Below are 5,805 nucleotides of genomic sequence, written 5' to 3' on the forward strand. Positions count from 1 at the left end.
CCTCGACGTCCAGCTGCGCCGCCGCGGCGTCACCCAGATCGTCCTCGCCGGCATCGCCACCAGCATGGGCGTCGAGTCCACCGCCCGCGCCGCCCACGAGCACGGCTACCACGTCACGGTCGTGACGGACGCGGTGACGGACATCGACGCGGACGTGCACCGCAACAGCGTGGAGAAGGTCTTCCCGCGCCTGGCGGAGACGGACACGGTGGAGAACATCCTGGCGCTGCTGCCCTGACGTCCGTCGCGGAACGCGGGCTGGACGCCCGTCGCGGATCGCCCCGGTCCGGTACGGCCGCAGGGCCGCATCGGACCGGGGCGCCGCGGGTGCTCCCCCACACCGTGCGCTAGTCATCGTGACCAGCTCGGGGCCGGGCGAATCCCGGGCGGGGCATGATGCACCCGTGTGGGGGATCCGGGCGCCTGCAGGTACGGGCCGTCAGGCCGACCGGAGCCGTGACCACACGACCCGGGCCGCGTGGTGGCCGGACATCCCGTGGACGCCGGGCCCCGGAGGTGTCGCCGACGAGCAGAGGAACACCGCCGGGTGCGCCGTCGCGTACGGCACGCGCGCGAGCTTCGGCCGGATCAGCAGCCGCAACCCCGCCACCGACCCGGTGGCGATGTCCCCGCCCACGTAGTTGGCATTGCGCGCGGCCAGCTGCGGCGGGCCGGCGGTCGCCCGGGCGAGGACCCGGTCGCGGAAGCCGGGCGCGAACCGCTCCAGCTGACGCTCGATCACCTCGGTGGCGTCGCCCTCCCAGCCGTTGGGCACGTGCCCGTACACCCAGAAGGTGTGTTTGCCCGCCGGGGCGCGGGTGGGGTCGGCGACACTCGGCTGGGCTGTGATGAGGAACGGCACGGACGGGTCGCGGCCGTGCCGGGCCGCGCCCAGCGCCGCCCCGATCTCCTCGAGGGTCGGCCCGATGTGCACGGTCCCGGCGCGCCGGGCCGGCTCGGCCGTCCACGGCACGGGCCCGTCCAGCGCGTAGTCGATTTTGAAGACGGCGGGCCCGTAGCGGAAGCGGGCGTAGGCGCGGCCGAGTCCGGCGATGCGGGCGAGGGCCGTGGGGGAGGTGTCGAAGACGTAGGCGCGGGCGGGCGGCAGGTCGTCCAGGTGCCTGACCTCGGAGTCGGTGTGCACCGTGCCGCCGAGCTCGCGCAGATACGAGGCGAGCGCGTCGGCGATCGCCTGGGAGCCGCCGCGCGGCACGGGCCAGCCGCACTCGTGGGCGGCGAGCGCGAAGAGCAGGGCCATGCCGCCGGTGCCGAAGCCGGTGAGGGGCGCGATGCCGTGCGCGGCGAGCCCGGCCAGCAGGCCCCGGGCCTTCTCGCCCTGGAAGCGGCGGGCGAGCAGGGCGGCGGGCTGTGCGGCGACCAGGCCGAAGCGCGCGTAGGTGACCGGGTCGCGGGGCAGCCCGTTCCACTGGGGGCGCAGGAAGTCCGCCGCGACGGTCGCCCACTTGCCCTCGAAGGGCGCCACGAGCCGCCGGTAGGTGCCCGCGTCGCGCGCGCCGAGCGCGCTCGCGGTCTCCCCGACGAGCCGGGAGAGCACGGCGGCCGTGCCGTCCGGGAAGGGGTGCGCCAGCGGCAGGTCCGGGTGCAGCCACTCCAGGCCGTGCCGGTCGAGGGGCATGGCCTCGAAGGCCGGTGAGCGCACGGCGAGCGGATGCACGGCGGAGCACGGGTCGTGCCGGAAGCCGGGGAGCGTCAGCTCCTCCGTCCGCGCGCCGCCGCCCACCGCGCCGGCCGCCTCGTGCACCTCCACGGTCAGACCGCGGCGGGCCAGTTCGACCGCGGCGGTCAGCCCGTTGGGGCCGGCGCCTACGACGACGACGTCGAGCATCCTGGACACCGGGCCGACTCCCCTCGTCGGACGACGAACCCCGGCGAAGCTCAGGTCCGAGGCCGGCCGGCGGACGCCAGCAGGTCCAGGATATGCCGCAGCGTCCCCGCGTCCCGGGCTGCCGCGAAGGGCAGCGCGTTGCCGCCCGTGATCCGGAACGGCTCCCCGGCGACCGTCGCGCTCGCCCCGCCCGCCTCGGCCACCAGCAGCAGCCCGGCCGCGTGGTCCCACGGGTTCTCCCACGAGAAGGCCAGCGCGTCGAGCGAGCCCTCGGCCACGTGCAGATACTCCAGGCCGGCGGAGCCGCAGGGACGGGGCGCGCAGCCCTCCGTGCGCAGCGTGGACAGCACGCGCTTCTCCTCGTCGGTGGTGAAGTCGTAGTGCGAGACGGCCACCGCGACGTCCCGGCCGGGCTCGGGCGAACCGGCGCGCAGCGGCGTGCCGTTGAGCACCGCCCCCTGGCCGCGCCGGGCGACGGCCATCAGCTCCAGCGCCGGCGCGTACGTCCACGACGCGAGCAGCTCGCCCCGGTGCGCCAGGCAGACGAGCGTCGCGAAGCCGGGGTCGCCGTGGACGAACTGCCGGGTGCCGTCGACCGGGTCGACGATCCACACGGGCGCCTCGCCGCCCAGCGCGTCGAGCACGCTCCGGTCCGCGTGCACGGCCTCCTCGCCGACGACGACGGAACCGGGCAGCAGCGCGGTCAGGGCAGTGGTGAGGTACGCCTCGGCGAGCCGGTCGGCCACCGTCACGAGGTCGTGCGGGCCGTTCTTCTCGACGATCTCGTCCGCGGCGAGCTGCCGGAAACGCGGCATGATCTCGGCGGCGGCAGCCTTGCGGACCGCTTCCTCGACGTCGTGCAGACCACCTGCGAGAAATTCATCGATCATGTGTCCATCGAATCACGCCCCTCCGACAATCGGTGACGCGCGGGGGGACGGGGCCCGGCCACGAGCTGAACGGATCGCTCGGGGCCTCCTCGGCGCCCCACGGCGTAGCCCTGCCTGCCGCGCGGATCGGCGGCCGCGGAGAGCACGCCGGTCTCCGGGTCGCGGGCGACCGCGCACAGCCGTCCCTCCGACCAGGGTTCGCCGGTGGTCACGAGGAAGAAGTGCAGCTGCCACTGGTCTGGGCACCGGGCACGTTCCGGGCCAGGCGCGGAACCCGCCCGCCGGGGCCTTGCAGAGGGTCCAGCCGTGCCAGTCGCGGGTGACGGGCTCCTCGTAGCTCGCGCGGTAGCGGGCGAGGTCGTCGGCGGTGAGGGTGCCGGTGTGCCGCTCGCCGGAGGCCGGCCGCTCCTTCTCCAGCAGCTCCTGCACCGTCTCGACGGTCCGCCCGGGCCGCTCGACCGGGGCGTGCCCGTGCTCGGCGCATCCGATGGCGTACGACCGGACCGTCGGCGAGCGGCTTGGTGCTCTAGGAAGGCAGATCCTTCAGCCACCGCGCAACACCGCCGTGATGGGAGCAGGTTCCTCTGCGGTGCGCGGAGTAGGAGTACGTGCCGTCATTGCAGAGGGCGGAGGCGCCGCTGTGCGCGTCGCCTGCGGCGGGCTTCTGCGTGGGGGCGCCGGTGGGCGCGGGGCGCGCGGGCGCGCTCGGCGCCGAGGTGTGCGCCGGGGTCCGCGCCGGTGCCGGTGTCGGCACGGCTGTCGGCGTCGGTACGCGCGTGGGCACCGGTGAGAACGGCGCCGCCGTGGCGGAGGTGCTCGCGCTCGGCGTGGCGCCCGGGCTCTTGCCGCCGTCGGAGTCGTCGCAGGCGACGGCACCGAAGCCGAGTGCGAGGACGGCGACGAGCGCCGCTCCCGCCCGTCTCGCCCGGTACGGCTCGGACACGTTCACGATCAGTCCCCCCTGTCGCGCCGCTGCGCGAAGACGATGTCGAACAACAGGGCTGGGATTGTACAGAGTTACCCGAACGTCTCTTTGTTATCCGGCTCGTAGTTGGTCAGTACACAGCCCTCGGTCATCGACTTCTCGAAGCGGTAGCCCTGCGGAGCGGTGAAGCCCGGTTCGCAGTTCAGGTGCAGGAACTGCTGCTGGTAGAGGCCGTTGCGGTCGGCGGGGTCGGTGGTCTCGACCACGACGTCCCGGCCGATGAGGGCCATGCTGCGGGTGGCCCTGACACGGCCGTACTCCTTCAGCTCCTTCAGCTGCGCCGTCTTCTCGAGGGCCTCGAAGGCCCGCATGTCGTCGACGGTGCTCAGCCACACCAGCCCGTGGGCCCGCTGGGCGCCCGCCGTCTCGCCGCACAGGCCGCGCTCACGGATGCTCCAGGCCCGGGGATCGCCGTCGACGGGGGAGGGGGCGCCGGACTTCGCTGAATGGCATGCACATGCCAGTCCTGCGCGCGGGTGGTCTGCCCGGCGATCACAAGGCGGCCCCACCACGTACGGTGACTGTATCCGCCACTGGGGCCGGCCCGGTGGCACGTTCCGGGAGGGTGCACCGTGCACGGGGAGTACAAGGTGCCGGGCGGCAAGCTGGTCGTCGTGGACCTGGACGTGGTGGAGGGGGCCCTCCGCGACGTCCGGGTGGCCGGGGACTTCTTCCTCGAACCCGACGAGGCGCTGTTCGACATCAACCGGGCACTCGAAGGGGCCAACGCCGACCTGCCGGCCCAGGAGCTCGCCGCCCGCATCGACGCGGCGCTGCCCGAGGGGACGGTCATGTTCGGCCTCACCTCCGAGGCCGTGGGCGTCGCCGTGCGCCGGGCGCTCGCGAACGCCGCCGACTGGCACGACTACGACTGGCAGCTCATCCACACCGGACCGCAGCCGCCCGCCCTGCACATGGCGCTGGACGAGGTCCTGACCGCCGAGGTCGCCGCCGGGCGGCGGCCGCCGACGCTGCGGGTGTGGGAGTGGGGCGCCCCCGCCGTGATCATCGGCAGCTTCCAGTCGCTGCGCAACGAGGTCGACCCGGAGGGCGCCGCGCGGCACGGCATGACGGTCGTGCGCCGGATCTCCGGCGGCGGGGCGATGTTCGTCGAACCGGGCAACACCATCACGTACTCGCTGTGCGTGCCGGACGCCCTCGTGCAGGGTTTGTCCTTCGCCGACAGCTACGCCTACCTCGACGACTGGGTCCTCGCCGCCCTCGACGGGATGGGCGTCAAGGCCTGGTACCAGCCGCTCAACGACATCGCCACCGCCGCCGGCAAGATCGCCGGCGCCGCCCAGAAGCGGATGGTCGGCGGCACGGGCGCCGTGCTGCACCACGTGACGATGGCGTACGACATCGACGCCGAGAAGATGCTCGACGTGCTGCGCATCGGGCGGGAGAAGCTGTCGGACAAGGGCACGACGAGCGCGAAGAAGCGCGTGGACCCGCTGCGCCGGCAGACCGGACTGCCGCGGGAGGCGGTCATCGAGCGGATGATCGACACCTTCCGGGGGCGGTACGGGCTGACGGAGGGGGCCGTCACGCCGGAGGAGATGGCGCGGGCGGAGGAGCTCGCCGCGACGAAGTTCTCGTCGCCGGAGTGGACGGCGCGGGTTCCGTAGCGCCGGCCGAGCAGCCGGCGGCTACGCCGCGCGTCCCGGCTCCGCCGGCAGCCCCGCCCGCAGCGCCGCGCGGCTGGTGCCGAGGCGGCGCAGGACGTCCGTCAGGGCCCGGTCCTCCTCCACCGCCGTGATGCCCAGCAGCACGTGCTCGCACCCGATGTGACGGTCCTTGCGGGCCAGCGCCTCCCTGAGCGACTGCTCCAGGACCCGCTTGGCGGGACGGGTGAAGGGGACGCGGGCCCTGCTCCGGTGCCGGCCGCCGGGCTGGGGCGGTCCGTCCAGCGCGCCCGGGCCGAACGCCTCCTCCGCGCGCCCGCGCACCGCCTCCAGGTCGATGCCGAGGACGCGCAGCGCCTCCGCGTCACCGCCGCCGAGCGCGCACTCCGGCGGCGCGGGGCAGCGGCGGCGGTGCTCGCCGCGGCGGCGCTCACGGCCGGCCCGGCCGGCATCCCGGCG

General features: G+C 74.6%; 7 protein-coding genes. 2 read left to right on the forward strand and 5 right to left on the reverse strand.

Going from position 1 to position 5,805, the window contains the following annotated elements:
• Nucleotides 1-238, forward strand: a 238-nt coding sequence (locus tag AB0K09_RS28710) for an isochorismatase family protein (RefSeq protein ID WP_366068328.1), incomplete at its 5' end; no start/stop codon positions are given.
• Between the two features lie 201 nt (nt 239-439).
• Here the strand turns inward: AB0K09_RS28710 and AB0K09_RS28715 are convergent.
• The 4 genes from AB0K09_RS28715 to AB0K09_RS28730 form a co-directional block, all read right to left on the reverse strand.
• The gene (locus tag AB0K09_RS28715; RefSeq protein ID WP_366068329.1) at nt 440-1,855 is read right to left on the reverse strand and encodes an NAD(P)/FAD-dependent oxidoreductase; all 1,416 of its coding nucleotides are present in this window, start codon (nt 1,853-1,855) and stop codon (nt 440-442) included.
• A gap of 41 nt (nt 1,856-1,896) precedes the next feature.
• Nucleotides 1,897-2,736 carry an inositol monophosphatase family protein gene (locus tag AB0K09_RS28720; RefSeq protein WP_366068330.1) on the reverse strand — a complete coding sequence of 280 codons (840 nt, stop codon included), beginning with the start codon at nt 2,734-2,736 and terminating at the stop codon, nt 1,897-1,899.
• Nucleotides 2,737-3,262: 526 nt separating this feature from the next.
• Nucleotides 3,263-3,685, reverse strand: a complete 423-nt coding sequence (locus AB0K09_RS28725) for a DUF3761 domain-containing protein (protein WP_366068331.1) — start codon at nt 3,683-3,685, stop codon at nt 3,263-3,265.
• Nucleotides 3,686-3,753: 68 nt separating this feature from the next.
• Nucleotides 3,754-4,032 carry a hypothetical protein gene (locus AB0K09_RS28730; protein ID WP_366068332.1) on the reverse strand — a complete coding sequence of 93 codons (279 nt, stop codon included), beginning with the start codon at nt 4,030-4,032 and terminating at the stop codon, nt 3,754-3,756.
• A 261-nt stretch (nt 4,033-4,293) separates the two neighbouring features.
• On the opposite strand from AB0K09_RS28730, the gene AB0K09_RS28735 reads away from it, so the two are divergent.
• Nucleotides 4,294-5,349: a biotin/lipoate A/B protein ligase family protein gene (locus AB0K09_RS28735; RefSeq protein ID WP_366068333.1), complete on the forward strand. Its 1,056-nt coding sequence runs from the start codon at nt 4,294-4,296 to the stop codon at nt 5,347-5,349.
• A 21-nt stretch (nt 5,350-5,370) separates the two neighbouring features.
• On the opposite strand, the gene AB0K09_RS28740 is transcribed toward AB0K09_RS28735, so the two are convergent.
• A partial coding sequence (locus tag AB0K09_RS28740) for a Clp protease N-terminal domain-containing protein (RefSeq protein ID WP_366068334.1) occupies nt 5,371-5,805 on the reverse strand: 435 nt, incomplete at its 5' end.

It is taken from the genome of Streptomyces sp. NPDC049577, from assembly GCF_040675635.1.
Lineage (GTDB): Bacteria > Actinomycetota > Actinomycetes > Streptomycetales > Streptomycetaceae > Streptomyces.